13 protein-coding genes, 1 tRNA gene and 1 rRNA gene are annotated in these 19,932 nt (G+C 71.2%); 12 read left to right on the top strand and 3 right to left on the bottom strand.

Translation table 11 applies throughout. From position 1 onward, the window contains the following. The 3 genes from rrf to ACFXA3_RS09585 form a co-directional block, all read left to right on the top strand. A 5S ribosomal RNA gene (gene rrf, locus ACFXA3_RS09595) occupies window positions 1-93 on the top strand; the annotation flags it as partial. 5 nt (window positions 94-98) lie between these two features. Then, window positions 99-174, top strand: a tRNA-Thr gene (locus ACFXA3_RS09590). Between the two features lie 148 nt (window positions 175-322). Continuing rightward, the gene (locus ACFXA3_RS09585; RefSeq protein WP_385184275.1) at window positions 323-937 is read left to right on the top strand and encodes an HdeD family acid-resistance protein; all 615 of its coding nucleotides are present in this window, start codon (window positions 323-325) and stop codon (window positions 935-937) included. 25 nt (window positions 938-962) lie between these two features. Here ACFXA3_RS09585 and ACFXA3_RS09580 read toward each other — a convergent pair whose 3' ends face one another. Beyond that, window positions 963-3,524 carry a SpoIIE family protein phosphatase gene (locus ACFXA3_RS09580; protein ID WP_385184279.1) on the bottom strand — a complete coding sequence of 854 codons (2,562 nt, stop codon included), beginning with the start codon at window positions 3,522-3,524 and terminating at the stop codon, window positions 963-965. A 191-nt stretch (window positions 3,525-3,715) separates the two neighbouring features. Here ACFXA3_RS09580 and ACFXA3_RS09575 point away from each other — a divergent pair, with 191 nt between their 5' ends. The 9 genes from ACFXA3_RS09575 to ACFXA3_RS09535 all read left to right on the top strand — a co-directional run bounded on the left by ACFXA3_RS09575 (window position 3,716) and on the right by ACFXA3_RS09535 (window position 18,229). Further along, window positions 3,716-9,247 (top strand): HAMP domain-containing protein, encoded by a 5,532-nt coding sequence (locus ACFXA3_RS09575; RefSeq protein ID WP_385184273.1) that lies wholly within the window; start codon window positions 3,716-3,718, stop codon window positions 9,245-9,247. Window positions 9,248-9,524: 277 nt separating this feature from the next. Further along, window positions 9,525-10,205, top strand: a complete 681-nt coding sequence (locus ACFXA3_RS09570) for a two-component system response regulator (protein ID WP_385184270.1) — start codon at window positions 9,525-9,527, stop codon at window positions 10,203-10,205. A 249-nt stretch (window positions 10,206-10,454) separates the two neighbouring features. Continuing rightward, window positions 10,455-13,250 carry a DNA translocase FtsK gene (locus ACFXA3_RS09565; protein ID WP_385184267.1) on the top strand — a complete coding sequence of 932 codons (2,796 nt, stop codon included), beginning with the start codon at window positions 10,455-10,457 and terminating at the stop codon, window positions 13,248-13,250. A gap of 254 nt (window positions 13,251-13,504) precedes the next feature. Continuing rightward, window positions 13,505-14,407, top strand: a complete 903-nt coding sequence (locus ACFXA3_RS09560; protein ID WP_385184264.1) for a helix-turn-helix domain-containing protein — start codon at window positions 13,505-13,507, stop codon at window positions 14,405-14,407. A gap of 115 nt (window positions 14,408-14,522) precedes the next feature. Beyond that, entirely contained in the window at window positions 14,523-16,007 is a 1,485-nt protein-coding gene (gene rimO, locus ACFXA3_RS09555) for a 30S ribosomal protein S12 methylthiotransferase RimO (protein WP_385184262.1), read from the top strand. Next, window positions 16,004-16,660 carry a CDP-diacylglycerol--glycerol-3-phosphate 3-phosphatidyltransferase gene (gene pgsA, locus ACFXA3_RS09550; protein ID WP_385184259.1) on the top strand — a complete coding sequence of 219 codons (657 nt, stop codon included), beginning with the start codon at window positions 16,004-16,006 and terminating at the stop codon, window positions 16,658-16,660. The genes rimO and pgsA overlap by 4 nt, the downstream gene beginning before the upstream one ends. Window positions 16,661-16,683: 23 nt before the next feature. Then, window positions 16,684-17,247 carry a CinA family protein gene (locus ACFXA3_RS09545; RefSeq protein WP_385184277.1) on the top strand — a complete coding sequence of 188 codons (564 nt, stop codon included), beginning with the start codon at window positions 16,684-16,686 and terminating at the stop codon, window positions 17,245-17,247. Window positions 17,248-17,356: 109 nt separating this feature from the next. Further along, window positions 17,357-17,737, top strand: coding sequence for a helix-turn-helix domain-containing protein (locus tag ACFXA3_RS09540; RefSeq protein ID WP_030301503.1), 381 nt, complete (start codon window positions 17,357-17,359; stop codon window positions 17,735-17,737). A 168-nt stretch (window positions 17,738-17,905) separates the two neighbouring features. After that, on the top strand, window positions 17,906-18,229 hold the full coding sequence (locus tag ACFXA3_RS09535; RefSeq protein WP_385184256.1) for a hypothetical protein: 324 nt from the start codon (window positions 17,906-17,908) through the stop codon (window positions 18,227-18,229). Here the strand turns inward: ACFXA3_RS09535 and ACFXA3_RS09530 are convergent. Beyond that, window positions 18,177-18,947, bottom strand: a complete 771-nt coding sequence (locus ACFXA3_RS09530) for an SDR family NAD(P)-dependent oxidoreductase (RefSeq protein WP_385184254.1) — start codon at window positions 18,945-18,947, stop codon at window positions 18,177-18,179. The two genes, ACFXA3_RS09535 and ACFXA3_RS09530, sit on opposite strands and share 53 nt — an antisense overlap. Window positions 18,948-18,983: 36 nt before the next feature. Next, window positions 18,984-19,781: an Fpg/Nei family DNA glycosylase gene (locus tag ACFXA3_RS09525; RefSeq protein ID WP_385184251.1), complete on the bottom strand. Its 798-nt coding sequence runs from the start codon at window positions 19,779-19,781 to the stop codon at window positions 18,984-18,986. Window positions 19,782-19,932 lie beyond the last annotated feature (151 nt).

The following is a 19,932-nucleotide window of genomic DNA, read 5'->3' as shown; positions in this document are numbered from 1 at the left end:
ACGCCCGGTTACATTCCGAACCCGGAAGCTAAGCCTTTCAGCGCCGATGGTACTGCAGGGGGGACCCTGTGGGAGAGTAGGACGCCGCCGAACAACCCGCCCTTTTAGCTCAGTCGGTAGAGCGTCTCCATGGTAAGGAGAAGGTCAACGGTTCGATTCCGTTAAAGGGCTCCACTGAAAAGGCCCCCGCCATCTGGCGGGGGCCTTTTTGCGTTGGCGGACTGCGCCACCCCTGGCTAAAGTGGGGTGAAAGGGTATGAAAGGTACGACCGGCGGGTTCGACGTGCCCCGTGGGGCCCGTCCGGCCGGCCTGGGAGGCGTGATGTCCCTACCCCCCGATGCGGCGGCGCCGCAGCACGTGCAGAGCGACCCGGAAGACGTCCTCAAGCAGGTCGGAGCGTCGTGGCGGTGGGCGCTCGGCTTCGCCCTCGCGACCCTGATCCCGGGCATTCTGGTACTCGTATGGCCCGATGAGACGCTGCACATCCTGGCCGTCATCATCGGTCTGCAACTCCTCGTCGCAGGAGTCTTCCGGTTCGTCACGGCCTTCTCGCACAGCAGCGACGGAGGCAGCAGACTCGCGAGCGTCCTCGTCGCCCTGCTGGCGTTCCTGGCCGGTGTCCTCGTGCTGCGGCATCCCATGCAGACGATCGGGGCGCTGTCCCTGATCCTCGGAGTGTTCTGGCTGCTGACCGGAGTGCTCACGGCCTACGTCGCCATCGCCGACCGGGGCCTCGTGCACCGGGGTCTGCTGTTCGGCCTGGGCGTCCTCGGCACCGTCGCCGGCATCGTCGTGCTCTGCTTCCCGGTCGACTCCGCGGTCGCCCTCACCCGGCTGCTGGGCCTGTGGCTCGTCCTGCTCGGCGTCTTCGAAGTGGTGATGGCGTTCGCCCTGCGTTCCGCCACCCGCAGCATCAGGTCCGCGCCCCCGGCGTGAGCCGCCGGCCGCGCCGGGGGCCGGGCTAGTCGCCCTCGCGCGGCTGGGGAACGCGGAAGGCGAGGATCGCCATGTCGTCCGAGGCGGGTTCCGCCGCGAAGCGCTCCACCGCCCGCAGGACGCGGGCGGCGACCGCGCCGGCGGTCAGGCCCGTGCAGGTGGTGAGGACGTCCGTGAGGCCGTCGTCGCCGAGCATGCGGGTGCCCTCGCGGCGCTCGGTCACACCGTCCGTGACACACAGGAGCACGTCGCCCGGGTCCAGCGTGAGGGTCTGCTCGTAGAGGTCCAGGTCGTCGATCACGCCCAGCAGCGGCTGCGGGTCCGCGGCCGGGGTGACCCGGCCGTCCGGGCGCAGGCGCAGCGGCAGCGGATGCCCGGCGCACACGACCTTCATGAGGGCGCCGCCGTCGGGCTGCGGGTGGAGCTCTCCGTAGAGGAGGGTGAGGAAGCGGCTGCGGGCGCCCTCGTCGAGGATGGCCGCGTTGAGCCGCTCCAGGACCGCGGGGCCGCCGAGGCCCTCGCGGGCCAGCAGGCGCAGGGCGTGCCGGGCGAGACCGGTGACGGCGGCGGCCTCCGGGCCCGTACCGCAGACGTCGCCGATGGCGAAGCCGTACGCGCCGTCCCGGATCGGGAACACGTCGTAGAAGTCGCCGCCCACCTCGTTGCCCTCGCCGGCCGCGCGGTAGATGACCTCGACCTCCATGCCGGGGATCGCGGGTGAGCCGGGCGGGAGCAGGCTGCGCTGGAGGGAGCGGCTGATGGCGGTGCGCTCGGAGTAGAGGCGGGCGTTGTCCAGGGCGAGGGCGGCCCGGCGGGAGAGGTCCTCGGCGAGTTCGAGGATCTCCTGGCGGAAGTGCTCCTCGGACGGCTTTCCGAGGGTCAGCATGCCGATCACGCGGTTGCGGGCCAGCAGGGGCAGGACGACGGTCTCCCCGCCGACCGCCAGCGCCGTCTCGGGCCAGGGGCGGGCGCCGGCCTCGCGGACCGGTTCGGGCGGGCTGACGCGGGACAGCAGGGCCTTGAGGCCGTCGATGCGTTCCTCGTCCTCGTGCAGGACGTAGGAGAGGTACGGGTCGGAGGACTGGTCGGCGATGGTGTAGACGGCACACCAGGTGGCCAGCGTCGGGACGGTCATCTGGGCCATGAGGGCCAGGGTCTGGTCCCGGTCGAGGGTGCCCGCGAGCAGGTCGGAGGCCTCGACGAGGAAGGACAGGGAGCCGCGGCGCAGCCGTTCCAGCTCGCCGAGGCGGGCGGATTCGACGGCGAGGGCGATGCGGTCGGCGGCGAACTGGAGCCGCAGGGCCTCGGCGTTGGAGTAGCGGCCCGGGTTCTCGGCGGCGACGCCGAGCGAGCCGGTGAGCCGGCCCTCGACCTTGAGCGGAACGGTGATCACCGAGCGCATGCCGGTGGCCTCCAGGAGCGGGACGGCTCCGGGGACGGCGGCGAGGTCGTCGTGGACGGCGGGCATGCGGGCGGAGCCGTACCGGTTGGTGCCGGCCTCGACGGGGACGCGGGCGAAGCGCTGGCGGGTGGAGGGGAGCCCGGTGGTGGCGCGCACTTCGAGCTCGGTCTCGTCGTCGGTGGCCAGCAGCAGGAACGCGGAGTCGGCGTCGAGCATGTCGCGGGCGCGTTCGACGGTGCGCTGGAGGAGTCCGTCGAGGTCGTCGGGGGCGGGGGAGCCGATGAAGACCTCGAAGGGGTCCACGGGGCGGGGCTCGGTGAGCTGGAGGCTGTCGGCGGCGGGCACCCGTACGGGGGTCTGGAGCAGGGCCCGCTCGTCGTCGTGGACCAGCAGGCAGACGATGGAGGGCTCGCCGTGGGCGTCGCGGACCCGCAGGTGGGAGGCGTACACGGGGATCACGCGGCCGTCGGCTCCGCGGATGCCGTAGCTGCCCTCCCAGCGGGACAGGCGTAGGGCCTCGGCGATGCCGGTGCCCGTGCCGGGGGTCTGGGGCCAGGCGGCGAGTTCGGCGAGCGGGCGGCCGACGACCTTCTCGGCGAGGTGGCCGAAGACGTGCTCGGCGTCCTCGTTCCACGCGGAGACGGCGTCGGAGGCGTCGATCTGGAGGACGGCGACGCGGACCCGGCTGTCGGCGAGGGGGAGGAGGCGGTCGGGGACGACGGGGCCGGCGGAGCGGGTACCGACCGGCCGGTCCGGGAGGTCGAGCCGGAACCACACGTGTTTGTGGGTGGCGGTGTACTCGACTCCCCAACGGGTGGCGAGGGCGGCGCAGAGCATCAGCCCGCGGCCGTTCTCCCGGTCGGGGTCGGCGTACGGGCGCTCGCCGGGGTGCTGGAGCGGCAGCTCGCGTTCGGGATACCGGTCGGCGATCTCGACCCGGACCCCGTCCCCGGAGCGCAGGCACAGGACCTCGGCCCTGGTTCCGGCGTGGACCACGGCGTTGGTGACGAGCTCGCTGGTGAGGACCACGGCGTCGTCGACGATGTCCGCGAAGCCCCATCCCTGGAGGGTGTCGCGGACGAACGCGCGGGCCGCGGCGACCGAGCGCCCGAGGGGGTCGAAGCTGGCAGCCGCCCGAGCCGTGATCACGAGTCTCCTTCGACGCGGTTGGACATCGGGTGCCAGGTTACTTACCTTCGCGGTCGGCTTGGTGCCGTCGTCCGGGATTCCACTCGCAGGGTGCGGCCGGTGTGCGATGGTGCCGAAGTGTTATGGCCGGGTTCGGCCAGGGTGAAACACTGGGCAGGATGGGACAGCCGGGCGTGCGACTCGCCGGGTTCGGTGGAACAGCGGTCGACCCTTTCGGGAGGGACACGGTGGAGTCTGGCGCAGCGGTGCGGCGTACGGGAACGCGCCCGAAAGGCGGGAGGTCCCGCCGGAACGGCACGACGGAAGTCGATACCGCCGCCCTGAACCGGCTGCTCACGGCCCTGGTGTCGATGCGGGACGGGAATTTCCGCAAGCGGCTGACGGTGTCCGGCGAGGGCGTGATGGCGGAGATCGCCGCCGTCTACAACGAGGTCGCCGACCGTAACCTCCATCTGACCGGTGAGCTCTCGCGGGTGCGGCGGATGGTGGGCCGCGAGGGGAAGCTGAGCGAACGGCTGGAAACAGGTGCCTGCGAGGGCTCCTGGGCGGCCGCGATCGACGCCTCGAACCAGCTGGTGGACGATCTTGCGCGGCCGGTGTCCGAAGTGGGCCGGGTGCTGTCGGCGGTCGCCGAGGGTGATCTGGACCAGCGGATGGACCTGCGGACGCAGAGCCCGGACGGGGTGGGGCATCCGCTGCGCGGTGAGTTCCTGAAGGTCGGGCGCACGGTCAACAACCTGGTCGACCAGCTGTCCGCGTTCACCGACGAGGTGACGCGCGTGGCGCTGGAGGTCGGTACCGAGGGCAAGCTCGGCGGGCAGGCCCAAGTGCGCGGAATGTCGGGTTCTTGGAAGGACCTGACCGACTCCGTCAACACGATGGCGTACCGGCTCACCGCCCAGGTGCGTGACATCGCCCTCGTCACGACGGCGGTGGCGAAGGGCGATCTGTCGCGCAAGGTCACGGTGCACGTGGCCGGCGAGATGCTCCAGCTGAAGAACACCGTGAACACGATGGTGGACCAGCTGTCGTCGTTCTCCTCCGAGGTGACCCGCGTGGCCCGTGAGGTGGGCACGGAGGGTGAGCTGGGCGGTCAGGCGAAGGTGCCCGGCGTCGCGGGCGTGTGGAAGGACCTGACCGACTCCGTCAACACGATGGCGGGCAACCTGACGGCCCAGGTGCGGGGGATCGCGCAGGTCACGACGGCCGTCGCCAATGGTGATCTGTCGCAGAAGGTACGGGTCAGCGCGCGCGGCGAGGTGGCGCAGCTGGCCGAAACGATCAATCAGATGACGGAGACCCTGCGCACCTTCGCGGACGAGGTCACGCGGGTGGCCAGCGAGGTCGGGGCGAAGGGTCTGCTGGGCGGTCAGGCGCAGGTGCCGGGTGCGGCGGGGACGTGGAAGGACCTCACCGATTCGGTGAACACGGTCTTCCGCAACCTCACCACGCAGGTGCGGGACATCGCGCAGGTGACGACGGCGGTGGCCAACGGCGATCTGTCGCAGAAGGTCACGGTGGACGTGGCCGGCGAGATGCTGGAGCTGAAGAACACCGTCAACACGATGGTGGACCAGCTCCAGTCCTTCGGTGCGGAAGTGACGCGGGTGGCCCGTGAGGTCGGCGTCGAGGGTGAGCTGGGCGGTCAGGCGCAGGTGCCGGGTGCGGCGGGGACGTGGAAGGACCTCACCGATTCGGTGAACACGGCCTTCCGCAACCTCACCGGCCAGGTCCGCAACATCGCGCAGGTGACGACGGCGGTGGCCAACGGCGATCTGTCGCAGAAGGTCACCGTGGACGTCTCGGGCGAGATGCTCCAGCTGAAGAACACCGTGAACACGATGGTGGACCAGCTGTCGAGCTTCGCCGACCAGGTCACGCGGATGGCGCGGGACGTGGGTACGGAGGGCCGCCTCGGCGGTCAGGCGCGCGTCGAGGGGGTGTCGGGGACGTGGAAGGAGCTCACGGACTCCGTCAACTTCATGGCCGGCAACCTGACCTCCCAGGTGCGGCAGATCGCCCAGGTGACCACGGCGGTGGCCCGCGGCGACCTCTCCCAGAAGATCGACGTGGATGCGCGCGGCGAGATCCTGGAGCTGAAGAACACCATCAACACGATGGTGGACCAGCTCTCGGCGTTCGCGGAGCAGGTGACCCGGGTGGCCCGGGACGTGGGTACGGAGGGCCGCCTGGGAGGCCAGGCGCAGGTGCCCGGGGTGGCCGGCGTGTGGCGCGACCTCACGGACTCGGTGAACGGCATGGCCGGGAACCTGACCTCGCAGGTGCGCAACATCGCGCAGGTGGCGACGGCAGTGGCCCGCGGTGACCTGTCGCAGAAGATCGACGTGGATGCGCGCGGCGAGATCCTGGAGCTGAAGAACACCCTCAACACGATGGTGGACCAGCTCTCGAACTTCGCGGAACAGGTGACCCGGGTGGCCCGTGAGGTGGGCACCGAGGGCATCCTGGGCGGTCAGGCCGAGGTGAAGGGCGTCTCGGGCACCTGGAAGGACCTCACGCAGTCCGTCAACTTCATGGCGAACAACCTGACCTCGCAGGTGCGCAACATCGCCGAGGTGACGACGGCGGTCGCGATGGGCGACCTCTCCAAGAAGATCACCGTGGACGCCAAGGGCGAGATCCTCGAACTCGTCACGACCGTCAACACGATGGTCGACCAGCTGTCCTCGTTCGCGGAGCAGGTGACCCGGGTCGCCCGCGAGGTGGGTTCCGAGGGCATCCTCGGCGGCCAGGCCCGGGTGCGCGGGGTGACGGGCATCTGGAAGGACCTCACCGACAACGTCAACCTGATGGCCAACAACCTGACGTCGCAGGTGCGCAACATCTCGCAGGTCTCGGCGGCGGTCGCCAACGGTGATCTGACGAAGAAGGTCACGGTGGAGGCCCGGGGCGAGGTCGCGCAGCTCGCCGACACGGTCAACACGATGGTCAAGACCCTGTCCTCGTTCGCGGACGAGGTCACGCGCGTGGCCCGCGAGGTGGGTACGGAGGGCCGGCTCGGGGGCCAGGCGCACGTGCCGGGTGTGTCCGGGACGTGGAAGGACCTCACCGATTCGGTGAACTTCATGGCCTCCAACCTCACCGGTCAGGTGCGGCAGATCGCCATGGTCACGACCGCCATCGCCAAGGGCGACATGACCAAGAAGATCGACATCGATGCGCGCGGCGAGATCCTGGAGCTCAAGACCACCATCAACACGATGGTCGACCAGCTGTCCTCGTTCGCCGACCAGGTGACCCGGGTGGCCCGCGAGGTGGGCACCGAGGGCATCCTGGGCGGTCAGGCGCGGGTGCGGGACGTGGACGGCACCTGGCGCGACCTCACGGAGTCCGTGAACGAGATGGCCGGCAACCTCACCCGGCAGGTGCGCGCGATCGCGGCCGTGGCCACCGCGGTGACCCGCGGCGACCTCAACCTGAAGATCGACGTGGACGCGGCGGGCGAGATCCAGGTCCTGCAGGACAACATCAACACGATGATCGCCAACCTGCGCGACACCACCTTGGCCAACAAGGAGCAGGACTGGCTGAAGGGCAACCTCGCCCGGATCTCCGCCCTGATGCAGGGCCGCCGCGAACTGGACGACGTGGCCTCGCTCATCATGAGCGAGCTGACCCCGGTGGTCTCGGCGCAGCACGGTGCGTTCTTCCTGGTGCTGCCGACCGGCGGGAGCACCGAGATCGGGGCGGAGGGCGGCCCGGACGGCTCGTACGAGCTGCGGATGCGCGGGAGTTACGCGTACGCGGGCGGTCAGATGCCCATGTCCTTCCGGCCGGGGGAGGGGCTGATCGGGACCGTCGCGGAGGAGAAGCGGACGATCCTCGTCGAGAACACCCCGCCCGGTTACCTGAAGATCTCCTCGGGGCTCGGCGAGGCGCCGCCGGCGCACGTGATCGTGCTGCCGGTGCTGTTCGAGGGGAAGGTGCTCGGCGTCATCGAGCTGGCGTCCTTCCAGCCCTTCACGCAGATCCAGAAGGACTTCCTGAGCCAGATCGCCGAGATGATCGGTACGAGCGTCAACACGATCAGCGTCAACTCCAAGACGGAGATGCTGCTCAAGCAGTCGCAGGAGATGACCGAGCAGCTGCGCGAGCGCTCCGACGAGCTGGAGAACCGGCAGAAGGCGCTGCAGGCCGCCAACGCCGAACTGGAGGAGAAGGCGGAGCTGCTGGCCCAGCAGAACCGGGACATCGAGGTGAAGAACACCGAGATCGAGGAGGCCCGGCAGGTCCTGGAGGAGCGTGCCGAGCAGCTCGCGGTCTCGATGCGCTACAAGTCGGAGTTCCTGGCGAACATGTCGCACGAACTGCGCACGCCGCTGAACTCGCTGCTGATCCTGGCGAAGCTGCTCGCCGACAACGCGGACGAGAACCTGTCCCCGAAGCAGGTGGAGTTCGCCGAGACCATCCACGGGGCGGGTTCGGACCTGCTCCAGCTGATCAACGACATCCTGGACCTGTCGAAGGTCGAGGCCGGGAAGATGGACGTCTCGCCGACCCGGATCGCGCTCGTGCAGCTGGTGGACTACGTGGAGGCGACGTTCCGGCCGCTGACCGCGGAGAAGGGCCTGGACTTCTCGGTGCGGGTCTCCCCGGAACTTCCGGCGACGCTGCACACGGACGAGCAGCGGCTGCTCCAGGTGCTGCGCAACCTGCTGTCGAACGCGGTGAAGTTCACCGACACCGGGGCGGTGGAGCTGGTGATCCGGCCGGCCGGTTCGGACGTGCCGACGGCGATCCGGGAGCAGCTGCTGGAGGCCGGTTCGCTGCGGGAGGCGGACGCGGACCTGATCGCCTTCTCGGTGACGGACACCGGCATCGGGATCGCGGCGAGCAAGATGCTGGTGATCTTCGAGGCGTTCAAGCAGGCCGACGGGACGACCAGCAGGAAGTACGGCGGCACCGGGCTCGGGCTGTCCATCAGCCGGGAGATCGCCCGGCTGCTGGGCGGCGAGATCCATGCGGCGAGCGAGCCCGGCCGCGGGTCCACGTTCACGCTGTACCTGCCGCTGCACCCGAGCGAGTTGCCGCCGCAGGGGTACGCGCCGCCCACGCCGGGCGGTGCGCGCGGCGAGGTGTACCGCAGGCAGGCGGAGGGGGCGCGGCCCGCGCTGCCGGCGGCCCCGGTGGCGCCCGTCCCCGTACCGCAGGCGCAGCCGCAGCACGTGCGGCCCGGGCTGCCGGCCGGTGAGCCGGTCGGTCAGGGGCAGGGCGGCGCCGCGCTGTTCCGGCGGCGGCGCAAGGCGCTGAGCGATCTGGAGCCGCGTACGGCGGTGCCGGGACAGCCGAACGTACAGGGGCCCGAGGACGGTTGGGCCAACCCGGAGCAGGAACTTCCGGTGGTGCCCCGGACGTACGACTTCCACGGTGAGAAGGTGCTCATCGTCGACGACGACGTCCGCAACGTGTTCGCGCTGACGAGCGTGCTGGAGCAGCACGGGCTGGCGGTGCTGTACGCGGAGAACGGCCGGGAGGGCATCGAGGTCCTGGAGCAGCACGACGACGTGACCGTCGTGCTGATGGACATCATGATGCCCGAGATGGACGGGTACGCGACGACCTCGGCGATCCGGCGGATGCCGCAGTTCGCCGGCCTGCCGATCATCGCGCTGACGGCCAAGGCGATGAAGGGCGACCGGGAGAAGGCGATCGATTCCGGAGCGTCCGACTACGTCACCAAGCCGGTCGACCCGGATTACCTGCTGTCGGTCATGGAACAGTGGATGCGGGGCAAGTGATCGACGGGCGAGCGCTCTGATACCAATTGCTGACTGACTGTGGCGAAAGCGGTGTGGAAGGGCGGGAAGCGGGGAACCTTCTGCTCCCCCACACCGTTTCTGCTTCGTGCACAGTGACATCTTGGTGACAGGGTGTGGCGATCTCGGGACTGGGGCTACGATGACCGGCACAAGGACGGACGGCGCAAGGATGCCGTCCTCTTCTGGGGCGGGGCCCGGCGTACAGGCCGGTGCCAGGAGCCGGGGAGGCCCCACGCCGGGGCGAGGAGGACAGGGCATGGTGCAGAAAGCCAAGATCCTCCTGGTCGACGACCGGCCGGAGAATCTGCTGGCGCTGGAGGCCATCCTCTCCGCGCTCGATCAGACACTGGTCCGGGCGTCGTCGGGGGAGGAAGCGCTCAAGGCGCTGCTGACGGACGATTTCGCGGTCATCCTGCTGGATGTGCAGATGCCCGGGATGGACGGGTTCGAGACCGCCGCGCACATCAAGCGGCGCGAGCGGACCCGGGACATCCCGATCATCTTCCTCACCGCGATCAACCACGGTCCGCACCACACGTTCCGCGGCTACGCCGCCGGTGCGGTGGACTACATCTCCAAGCCCTTCGACCCGTGGGTGCTGCGGGCCAAGGTCTCGGTGTTCGTGGAGCTGTACACGAAGAACTGCCAGCTGCGGGAGCAGGCGGCGCTGCTGCGGCTCCAGCTGGAGGGCGGCGGTTCCAACGGCGACGGCAGCAAGGACACGGCCGGGCTGCTGGCCGAGCTCTCCGCGCGGCTCGCGGCGGTCGAGGAGCAGGCCGAGGCGCTGACCAAGCAGCTCGGCGAGGAGTCGGCCGACGCGCCGGTCGTGGCGACCGCGGCCCACCTGGAGCGCAAACTCACCGGACTGCGGCGGGCGCTCGACGCGCTGGAGCCCGGGGCCGGCGGGGGAGCACCGGTACTGCCCGCGCAGAGCTGAACGCAGAGCTGCCCGCGCAGGGCCGACCGCGGCGCTGAACGCAGAGCCGACCGCGGCGCTGAACACCGCGCACGGCGCACACGGCGCACACGGGTTTCCCGGCGGGCCGTCCGGGCGGGTGCCGGGTCGGCGCTCAGGCCGGCGCCCGGGTCTGGCGGACCGTCAAAGCGCTGATGCGGCACGCGACACGAACGGGTGAAGGGGTGGGCACGCGTGTCCACCGGCGCGCGCACCGGTAACCTCGGCCCCATGGCCTCACGTACGTCCGGCAAGGGTTCCCAGAGCACGGCGGGCACCGCGAAGGGCCGCACCGGCCGGACGACGGCGCCGGCGAAGAAGGCGGCCCCCGCCCGCAAGCCCGCCGCCAAGAAGGCCGCTGCGCCCCGGCGCGCCCCCGCCAAGAAGGTTGCGCCCAAGCCCGCACCGTCCCCGACCGGGGGCGTGCTGCGGCTGGTGCGCGCCGTGTGGCTGGGCTGCGCGCACGCGGTCGGTGCGGTCTTCCGCGGGATCGGCCAGGGGGCCAAGAACCTCGACCCCGCCCACCGCAAGGACGGCGTCGCCCTGCTGCTCCTCGCCCTCGCGCTGATCGTCGCCGCCGGTACCTGGTCGAACCTGAGCGGTCCCGTCGGGGATCTGGTCACGATGCTGGTCACCGGCGCCTTCGGGCGACTGGATCTGCTCGTGCCGATCCTGCTCGGCGTCATGGCGGTACGTTTCATCCGCCATCCCGAGCAGCCCGAAGCCAACGGCCGGATCGGCGTCGGACTTTCCGCGCTCGCCGTCGGGGTGCTCGGCCTCGTGCACATCGCCTGCGGGGCGCCCGGCCGCGACGAGGGCACCACCGCCATGCAGAACGCGGGCGGGCTGATCGGCTGGGCCGCCTCCAAGCCGCTGATCTTCACCATGGGCGCGCCGCTGGCCGTGCCGATGCTGGTGCTGCTCACGGTGTTCGGGCTGCTGGTGGTCACCGCGACCCCGGTCAACGCGATCCCGCAACGGCTGCGGCGGCTCGGCATCCGGCTCGGCATCATCGCCCCGAACGAGTACGACGAGGGGTTCGGGGAGGACGCCGCCGGGCGGCACGACCCCGAGCAGTGGCGGGCCCGTTCGGGTGCCGGCGGGCAGGGCGGTCCCGGCGGGCCGGCGGACGCGGATTCCGCCGACGCCGCCGAGGAGCAGGCGCTCGCCCGGCGGCGGCGCCCGCGCCGGAGCACCGCCCGGCCGGCCCTCGACCGGGAGATGGACGCCGTCGACGTGGCCGCGGCGGCCGCCGCCGCGCTGGACGGTGTGGTGCTGGGCGGGATGCCGCCCTCCCCGGTGGTCGCCGACCTCACGCACGGCATCTCCCCGAAGTCCGACGGCGTGGAGGCCACCGCCGCGGTGCCGCCCGCGCGGGTGGAGCGGTCCGAGCCCGTGGGGCGGCCCGAGCCCGCCGGGCCGGATCGGACCGAGCCGCCGCACGACACCACCGCCGCGGCTTCCGGGACCCTGTCGGTGCCGGACCTCACCAAGGCCCCTCCGGCGGCCCAGCCGCTGCCGCCCCGCGCCGAGCAGCTCCAGCTGCGCGGGGACATCACGTACGCCCTGCCCTCCCTCGACCTGCTGGAGAAGGGCGGGCCCGGCAAGACCCGCAGCGCCGCCAACGACGCGGTCGTCGCCTCGCTGCGCAACGTGTTCACCGAGTTCAAGGTCGACGCGGACGTCACCGGCTTCACCCGGGGGCCGACGGTCACCCGGTACGAGGTCACGCTGGGCGCCGCGGTCAAGGTCGAGCGGATCACCGCGCTCACCAAGAACATCGCGTACGCCGTGGCCTCGCCGGACGTCCGGATCATCAGCCCGATCCCGGGCAAGTCCGCGGTCGGCATCGAGATCCCGAACACCGACCGCGAGATGGTCAACCTGGGCGACGTGCTCCGGCTGGCGGACGCGGCCGAGGACGACCACCCGATGCTGGTGGCGCTCGGCAAGGACGTCGAGGGCGGCTACGTCATGGCCAACCTCGCGAAGATGCCGCACGTGCTCGTCGCCGGCGCCACCGGTTCCGGAAAGTCCTCCTGCATCAACTGCCTGATCACCTCGATCATGGTCCGGGCCACCCCGGAGGACGTCCGGATGGTGCTCGTCGACCCCAAACGGGTGGAGCTGACGGCGTACGAGGGCATCCCGCACCTGATCACGCCGATCATCACCAACCCCAAGCGGGCCGCCGAGGCGCTCCAGTGGGTCGTGCGCGAGATGGACCTGCGCTACGACGACCTGGCCGCCTTCGGCTACCGGCACATCGACGACTTCAACCGGGCCATCCGGGACGGCAAGATCAAACTGCCGCCGGGCAGCGAGCGGGAGCTCAGCCCGTACCCGTACCTGCTGGTGATCGTCGACGAGCTCGCCGACCTGATGATGGTGGCCCCGCGCGACGTCGAGGACTCGATCGTCCGGATCACCCAGCTGGCCCGCGCGGCCGGCATCCACCTGGTGCTCGCCACCCAGCGGCCCTCGGTGGACGTCGTGACCGGCCTGATCAAGGCGAACGTGCCCTCGCGGCTCGCGTTCGCCACCTCCTCGCTCGCCGACAGCCGGGTCATCCTCGACCAGCCGGGCGCCGAGAAGCTGATCGGCAAGGGCGACGGACTCTTCCTGCCGATGGGCGCCAACAAGCCGGTCCGCCTCCAGGGCGCGTTCGTCACCGAGGACGAGATCGCCGGGATCGTCCAGCACTGCAAGGACCAGATGGCCCCGGTCTTCCGGGACGACGTCACCGTCGGGCAGAAGCAGAAGAAGGAGATCGACGAGGAGATCGGCGACGACCTGGACCTGCTGTGCCAGGCGGCCGAACTGGTGGTCTCCACCCAGTTCGGGTCGACCTCGATGCTCCAGCGCAAGCTCAGGGTGGGCTTCGCCAAGGCCGGCCGGCTCATGGACCTCATGGAGTCGCGGGGCATCGTCGGCCCGAGCGAGGGTTCGAAGGCGCGCGACGTCCTGGTGAAGGCGGACGAGCTGGACGGGGTCCTCGCCGTCATCCGCGGGGAGGACGGGCCGTAGCGGAAAACGCCGGCCCGCGGGCGCCCCGCGGATGCCCGGATCGGCGGTCATTCGGCGGGCAACCGTTTCCCCGGGGCCCGCGTCTAGTTGAGGGAGACGGCGGCTCCGCGCGCTGCGCCGGACCGCTGCACCGCCCCGGACGACCGCTCGCCATTCGGATGGCGTAGGAAGTCCACCCTCCGGTTGCTCCCCCCTTTCGTCACCCCCCTAGACTGGGAATCCAGCAGGTGGCTACACGCTCGAAAGGCGCCCTCGTGTCCATCGGCAAGTCCAACTCTCCCGAAGACGAGCGGCCTTCGACCGACGACCGGTCCGAGGACCGCATCATCGAACCCCCCGTCGAAGGACCGTCCATCGGGACGGCCCTCAAGACGGCCCGGATCGCCGCCGGGCTCACCGTCGACGAGGTCAGCTCCACCACCCGCGTGCGCATCCCGATCGTGCACGCGATCGAAACCGACGACTTCACGCGGTGCGGCGGCGACGTCTACGCCCGCGGTCACATCCGTACGCTCGCCCGCGCCGTGCACATCGATCCGGAACCCCTGGTCGACGCGTACGACGCGGCCCACGGCGGCCGGCCGGCGCCCACACCCGCCGCGCCCATGTTCGAAGCGGAACGGATCCGCCCCGAGCGGCAGCGGCCCAACTGGACCGCGGCCATGGTGGCCGCCATCGTCGCCGTGATCGGCTTCGTGGGCTTCACCGCGTTCGGCGGCGGCGACGTGAAGGACAAGCGGCCGGTGGCGGAAGGCTCCGCCCCGCAGGCCGCGCCCAAGCAGTCGGCCGGCAAGCCGGCCGCCCAGCCCCCGCAGGCCCCGCAGACCCCGAAGGCGCCCACGCCGGAGCCCTCGGACAGTGCGATCGCCGCCGCGCCCAAGGACCTCGTCACGGTCGTCCTGACGGCCAACGAGGGCGAGAGCTGGGTCTCCGCGAAGGACCACAGCGGCCGGCTGCTGTTCGACGGGACGCTGACCCCCGGCCAGTCCAAGACCTTCACGGACAAGGAATCCATCGACCTCGTCCTCGGTGACGCCGGGGTCGTGAAGCTCTTCGTGAACGGCAAGGAGATCAAGGACGATTTCCAGCCGGGTCAGGTGGAACGCCTCACATACACCAAGGACGATCCCCGCCAGGGACCGGCCCAGGCGGGCTGACACAGCCCTGAATGCTTGATTCCGGGTCCCCGGGGTGCTGCGCCGCACCCTGGGGATCTTGGTTTACCGGGACTTGGGGCAGGGGTCGGCGTTTGGACAAAGTAGTCTTGAGTCCATGCCCGAACGCCGTACCGTCGCCCTTGTCACTCTTGGCTGCGCCCGTAACGAGGTGGACTCGGAGGAGCTCGCAGGCCGCTTGGCGGCGGATGGCTGGGAGCTCGTCGAGGACGCCGCCGATGCGGACGTGGCCGTCGTCAACACCTGCGGCTTCGTCGAAGCCGCCAAAAAGGACTCCGTAGACGCCCTCCTGGAAGCCAACGATCTCAAGGATCACGGCAAGACCCAGGCCGTCGTCGCCGTCGGCTGTATGGCCGAGCGCTACGGCAAGGAACTCGCCGAAGCGCTCCCCGAGGCCGACGGCGTGCTCGGCTTCGACGACTACGCCGACATCTCCGACCGCCTCCAGACCATCCTCAACGGCGGCATCCACGCCTCCCACACCCCGCGTGACCGGCGCAAGCTGCTGCCGATCAGCCCCGCGGCCCGCCAGGACGCCGAGGTGGCCCTGCCCGGGCACGCCCAGGAGCCCGAGGCCGCCCCCGCGGACCTCCCCGAGGGCGTGGCCCCCGCCTCCGGGCCGCGCGCCCCGCTGCGCCGCCGCCTGGACAAGAGCCCCGTCGCCTCGGTCAAGCTCGCATCCGGCTGCGACCGCCGCTGCTCCTTCTGCGCCATCCCGTCCTTCCGCGGCTCGTTCATCTCCCGCCGCCCCAGTGACGTGCTGGGCGAGACCCGCTGGCTGGCCGAGCAGGGCGTCAAGGAGATCATGCTGGTCTCCGAGAACAACACCTCGTACGGCAAGGACCTCGGCGACATCCGCCTGCTGGAGACCCTGCTGCCCGAGCTGGCCGAGGTGGACGGCATCGAGCGCGTCCGCGTCAGCTACCTCCAGCCCGCCGAGATGCGGCCCGGCCTGATCGACGTACTGACCTCGACCCCCAAGGTCGTGCCCTACTTCGACCTGTCCTTCCAGCACTCGGCCCCCGACGTGCTGCGCGCCATGCGCCGCTTCGGCGACACCGACCGGTTCCTGGAGCTGCTGGACACCATCCGCACCAAGGCCCCGCAGGCCGGCGTCCGGTCCAACTTCATCGTCGGCTTCCCCGGCGAGAAGGAGTCGGACTTCAAGGAGCTGGAGCGTTTCCTCACCCACGCCCGCCTCGACGCGATCGGCGTCTTCGGCTACTCCGACGAGGACGGCACCGAGGCCGTCACCTACGAGAACAAGCTGGACGAGGACACGATCGCCGAGCGGCTGGCGCACATGCAGCGGCTCGCCGAGGAGCTCACCTCGCAGCGCGCGGAGGAGCGGATCGGGGAGACCCTGGAGGTGCTCGTCGAGTCCGTGGAAACGGTCGACGAGGACGGCGACGGTGCCTACGGTCGCGCCGCGCACCAGGCCCCCGAGACCGACGGCCAGGTCGTCTTCACCGACAGCACGGGGCTGGTGCCCGGCCGCATCGTGACGGCGAAGGTGGTCGGCACGCTGGGCGTGGACCTGGTGGCCGAGCCCCTGCACCTCGACGAGGAGGCGGCCGGATGACCGGAGTCCCGGCATCTGCGGCGGGCGGGACCGGCCGCCGGCCCGTGCCCGGCGCGAAGCTGGGGGCTGCGGCGGTCAATCAGGCCAGCCTGTGGAACATCGCCAACATCCTGACGATGATCCGGCTCGTCCTGGTGCCGGGATTCGTGTTGCTCCTCCTCGCCGACGGCGGGTACGACCCCGTGTGGCGGGCGCTGGCGTGGGCGGCGTTCGCCGTCGCCATGATCACGGACATCTTCGACGGGCACCTGGCCCGTACGTACAACCTGGTCACGGACTTCGGGAAGATCGCCGACCCCATCGCCGACAAGGCGATCATGGGGTCGGCATTGGTCTGTCTCTCCTGGCTGGGCGACCTGCCCTGGTGGGTGACCGGGGTGATCCTCGGGCGGGAACTCGGGATCACGCTCATGCGTTTCTGGGTCATCAGGTACGGAGTGATTCCCGCCAGCCGCGGCGGCAAGATGAAGACGCTGGCCCAGGGCACGGCGGTGGGCATGTACGTGCTCGCGCTGACCGGGCCGCTGGCGACGATGCGCTTCTGGGTGATGGCGGTCGCCGTCGTGCTGACCGTGGTCACCGGTTTGGATTACATCCGCCAGGCCGTGGTGCTCCGGCGCAAGGGCCTGGCCGCGGAGCAGGCCGCAAGGTGACAGACGCGGTGGGGGAATCCGCGGTGGCCGGTGGGGCGTCTTCGGGCGCCGCGGAAGCCGCCGCGGGGACCGGGGACACCACCGCGGTCGTCGCGGAGGCGCTGCGCCTCCTCGCGGAGAGTGACCAGACCCTCGCGGTCGCGGAGTCGCTGACGGGCGGGATGGTGGCCGCGGAGATCACGGGCGTCGCCGGGGCCTCCCGGTCCTTCCGCGGTTCGGTCACGGCGTACGCCACGGAGCTCAAGCACCGCATCCTGGGGGTGGACGCCGGGCTGCTGGCCGCCGAAGGCGCGGTGAACGCCCAGGTCGCGGCCGACATGGCGGCCGGCGTACGGCGCGTGCTGGGGGCATCGTGGGGGATCGCGACCACCGGGGTGGCCGGTCCGGACCCTCAGGACGGGCAGCCGGTGGGCACCGTTTTCATCGCCGTTGCGGGTCCGGCGGGCAGGAAAACCGTCCCGCTGAGGTTGAACGGCTCCCGTACGGAAATCCGTAGGGAGAGTGCACGGACAGTGCTCGAACTGCTCTTGAGCGAACTGCGCGAGAATGCGCGGGGGCAGGATACGGAACAGAACGGGGGGATTTGATGTTTGCAGCCCTGAGTGAACACGACATAGCTCCCCGCACGGCCGCGGCGCGAGGCGGTACGGTGGGGCGTGAAGGATGCGGCTACACGGTCAGAGGAGGGAGCCACCGATGATTCTGCTCCGTCGCCTGCTGGGTGACGTGCTGCGTCGGCAGCGCCAGCGCCAGGGCCGTACTCTGCGCGAAGTCTCCTCGTCCGCCCGAGTTTCTCTCGGCTATCTCTCCGAGGTGGAGCGGGGGCAGAAGGAGGCATCCTCCGAGCTGCTCTCCGCGATCTGCGACGCGTTGGACGTACGGATGTCCGAGCTGATGCGCGAAGTCAGCGACGAGCTGTCGCTGGCCGAGCTGGCGCAGTCGGCCGCGGCAAGTGAACCGGTGACGGTGCCGGTCCGCCCGATGCTCAATTCGGTCTCCGTGACTTCGGTCGCGGGCGGTCCGGAGCGGGTGACCATCAAGGCGCCTGCGGAAGCGGTGAATGTCGTGGCCGCGTGAGCCCGATGCGCGTGCTGTGAAGAAATGAGCGTGGCCGGAGCCCCGGCCGGTGCGTGATGCACCGGCCGGGGCTCCGTGCCGTTCGGCCGCCGTTCTGGGTGCGCGGCCCGGGGGCTTACGGGAGGATGGGACGAGTCCGGATCGCGGCCCTGATCCCGGGAGGCAGCCGTGCGGCCGTTACGACGCATACCCCCGGTGGTGCCGTTCGCGCTGGTGCTGGGCGTGCTGTGGTGGTGGGCGGTGCTGCGGCTCGCGTGGGTGCCGGGCGAGGCCGGGCCGGTCGAGGGCGCGGTGGCCGTGGGCGGCTGGGGGCTGGGGCTGCTTCCGGTGCACTGTGCGCAGGGGCCCGTACGCAGGGCCCGGCGCGCGGCGCTGACCGAGGCGCCGGAAGTGCCCGACGGGGCGGCGGCGGCCCGGGAACCGGCGGCCGGTGCGGCCGTCACCAGGGCATCGACACTCCGCCGTTCGGGCGGAGGATCTGGCCCGTCATGAAGGACGAGGCGTCCGAGGCGAGGTAGAGCACGGCCTGGGCGATGTCCTCGGGTTCGCCGACCCGGCGCAGGGGGGACATCCGGACCATCGCGGCCTCGGTCTGTTCCTGGACCTCGGGGTCGTGCCGGCCGGTCATGGGGGTGCGGATCCAGCCCGGGGCGACGGCGTTGACGCGGATGCCGTGGGGGCCGGCCTCGGTGGCGAGGGTCTTGGTGAGCTGGACGACGGCGGCCTTGGCGGCGCTGTAGCAGAGCAGGCCTGGCTGGGCGGCGTCCACGGCGCCGGAGGCCATGGTGATGATCGACCCGGGTCGGCGGGCCGCGATCATGGCCCGCGCGGCCTCCTGGCAGGTGCGCAGGACCCCCTTGAAGTTGATCTCCAGGACCCGGTCGAGGTCCTCGTCGTCGGTCTCCAGGACGCTGCTGGTGTGCATGATCCCGGCGATGGCCGCGGTGATGTCGAGGGGTCCGGCGGCCGCGACGGCGCAGCGCAGGGCGGCGCGGTCGGTGACGTCGAGGGGGTGGAGGGTGGCGGATCCGCCGGCCTTGGCGACGAGCTCGGCGGTCTCGGCGAGACCGTGCTCGTCGCGGTCGGCGCAGTGCACGGCGGCGCCCGCCCCGGCGAGGAGGACGGCGGTGGCACGGCCTATGCCGCTCGCGGCGCCGGTGATCAGGGCGGCCTTGCCGGTGAGGTCGTACGCGGCTCTGGGTGTGGGCATGCCGGGACCGTACGACCAGATCTGACGGAGCGTCAACTATGGTGTCGGGCCTGATTGGCAGCGGGGGCACCAGTACGTGGGACGGTCGTCCTGGGGGGCCTCGCGGACCGGGGTGCCGCAGCGCAGGCAGGGGCGGTGGGCGCGGCCGTACACGAACAGCTCCTGGCCGCGGCGGCGGACGCCGGTGGTGTTGCGGGTCCCGCTGTCGCCGGTGTTGGCGCGCAGGAGGCGGTGGGCGGCTGCGGCCAGGCGGACGGCGGTGGTGGCGGGGTCGGGGAGGTCGCCGACCGGGGTCCAGGGGGTGACCTGGGCCAGGTAGCAGAGCTCGCTCTTGAAGATGTTGCCGATGCCGGCGAGGTTGCGCTGGTCGAGGAGGGCCTCGCCGAGGGGGCGGCCGGGGGTGGCGAGGAGGTTGGCGGCGGCCCGTTCGGCGTCCCAGTCCGGGCCGAGGAGGTCGGGGCCCAGGTGGCCGACGGCGCGGCCCTCGTCGGTGGTGCGCAGCAGTTCGACGACGGGGAGGCGGTAGCCGACCGCGGTGTGCCGGGCGGTGCCGAGGACGGCGCGGATCTCGTGGTCGGGGCCGCCGTGCCAGGCACCGTGCGCGGGGAAGACGCGCCAGGAGCCGTCCATGCCGAGGTGGGTGTGGAGGGTGAGGCCGCCTTCGAAGCGGGCGAGGAGGTGTTTGCCGCGCGGGACGACCTCCAGGGTGGTGCGGCCGGTGAGGTCGGAGGTGGCGAAGCGCGGGACGCGCAGGTCGCAGCGGGTCAGCTCGTGTCCGGCCAGGGCCGAGTGCAGGCGGGCGGCCGCGCGCCAGATGCTGTCTCCTTCGGGCATGGCGCCATTGTCGCCCCGGGGACGGGCGATGCCCCCCCCCCGGCGCGGCGGCGCCGGGGGGGGGCGCGGGGCGGCGCCGGGCCCGCGGCTTGATAAAAAAAAAAACACCCCCCCAAACCAAATTTCTCAGGCCGCGTGGCGTGCGCGCTCT

It is taken from the genome of Streptomyces sp. NPDC059456 (genome assembly GCF_042750055.1).
Lineage (GTDB): Bacteria > Actinomycetota > Actinomycetes > Streptomycetales > Streptomycetaceae > Streptomyces.
Note: the sequence above shows the minus strand (reverse complement) of the source record. Positions and strands in the feature narration are given on the sequence as shown.

Coding starts and splice junctions, on each gene's coding strand:
- ACFXA3_RS09585 (WP_385184275.1), top strand. CDS start 323: ATGTCCCTACCCCCCGATGCGGCGGCGCCGCAGCACGTGCAGAGCGAC.
- pgsA (WP_385184259.1), top strand. CDS start 16,004: ATGACCGGAGTCCCGGCATCTGCGGCGGGCGGGACCGGCCGCCGGCCC.
- ACFXA3_RS09565 (WP_385184267.1), top strand. CDS start 10,455: ATGGCCTCACGTACGTCCGGCAAGGGTTCCCAGAGCACGGCGGGCACC.
- ACFXA3_RS09540 (WP_030301503.1), top strand. CDS start 17,357: ATGATTCTGCTCCGTCGCCTGCTGGGTGACGTGCTGCGTCGGCAGCGC.
- rimO (WP_385184262.1), top strand. CDS start 14,523: ATGCCCGAACGCCGTACCGTCGCCCTTGTCACTCTTGGCTGCGCCCGT.
- ACFXA3_RS09525 (WP_385184251.1), bottom strand. CDS start 19,781: ATGCCCGAAGGAGACAGCATCTGGCGCGCGGCCGCCCGCCTGCACTCG.
- ACFXA3_RS09570 (WP_385184270.1), top strand. CDS start 9,525: ATGGTGCAGAAAGCCAAGATCCTCCTGGTCGACGACCGGCCGGAGAAT.
- ACFXA3_RS09530 (WP_385184254.1), bottom strand. CDS start 18,947: ATGCCCACACCCAGAGCCGCGTACGACCTCACCGGCAAGGCCGCCCTG.